This is a genomic window from Tsukamurella conjunctivitidis (genome assembly GCF_007858475.1).
GTDB lineage: Bacteria > Actinomycetota > Actinomycetes > Mycobacteriales > Mycobacteriaceae > Tsukamurella > Tsukamurella conjunctivitidis.
In genome coordinates, this window is the sequence record NZ_VIGX01000045.1 from 1 (window position 1) to 1,109 (window position 1,109).

The following is a 1,109-nucleotide window of genomic DNA, read 5'->3' on the forward strand; positions in this document are numbered from 1 at the left end:
GCATGTACCGCTCGATAAGGTCCCGAAGCCAGTCCGGGGCGCTCTCCCACGGCAGGTCGCTCTCCCACGGGTGATGCTGACCGGGCAGGCTGATACCGATGTACTGCGCCTGGACGCCCTCCAGGCCATTCGCCCGGATCGCAACGCCATGGACGCTGACATAGGTTTGGTGGTATGTCCGGCGGATGCGCACCCACTTGGGTCGCATGCGGGCTCCCTCGCGGTAGAGGCTGCCCGGCATAATGGGCAGGCCCTCCGGGAGGTAAATCTCCACGCTGTTTTCCTGGGCCAGGTGGCGGGGTGTGACTCGGGTGGTCATCGTCCCGCCTCCTTCCGAACTGCATTCCCGAGTGACGAGACGGCGTCCGCCCGGGAGGAGTGCCCGCAGAGGAGGTACGACCGGGTGTGCCACCATCTCCCGTCCCTGTTACTCCACACACGTCCCACGATCTCCCGGGTCTCTCGATCCAGTACAGTTCCGTCCCTGCGCACGATGTACGGGCTGGGTGGCCGTTTGAATGACACGCTCATCGCCCGCTCACCTCCCGGGCCGCGACGAGAGCCGCATACATCTGCCGCTGCGGACTACCCACGATGCCGCCATAATCAGCCGCCCAGAAGGCAACTAGTGCGGCCTCGACCTCCTCAGCGGTGGGCTCCACGCTGCGCTGGTCGGCCTGCCACTGCGCGCCCTGTTTGAACGCGGCCTGCATAGCGCGGGCGTCCCATGAGTCCCGGAGATGCCTCCACTCCGGCCACCGCCTCTCGGCCTCCTCGCGTGCGGCCTGCGAAACTGCTGATACTGGGGTGATATGAGCGTTTCCACCCCCCGAGTGTTCGGAAGCCATGCGTTCGGGCTGGTCGACATCGAGCCGCTCCCCATGCAATGTCACACGGAGGCCCTGGAGTTCCGCGCTCGTGTCACGCAGCACTGGGAGGATTGCTTCCCGGATTGCGTCCGCATCAAGGGAGATGTCTCGGGCGCGGGCGATTCTGGGTCGCCACGCGGTCACGGTGTTGCCGCCCGCCTTGGAGATCGTGAACTCGGCAAGAGCCGCCTCGACGGGCTCCGCGCTGGGTGCGGTGGCGACTACACGATCTGGTGGACG

General features: G+C 66.3%; 2 protein-coding genes. Both read right to left on the bottom strand.

Features of this window, described 5'->3' with window-relative positions:
- Positions 1-319 (bottom strand): hypothetical protein (locus FK530_RS24225; protein ID WP_146489407.1); only part of this gene is annotated, 319 nt, incomplete at its 3' end.
- Positions 320-527: 208 nt separating this feature from the next.
- A partial coding sequence (locus tag FK530_RS26430; RefSeq protein ID WP_205124243.1) for a hypothetical protein occupies positions 528-1,109 on the bottom strand: 582 nt, incomplete at its 5' end.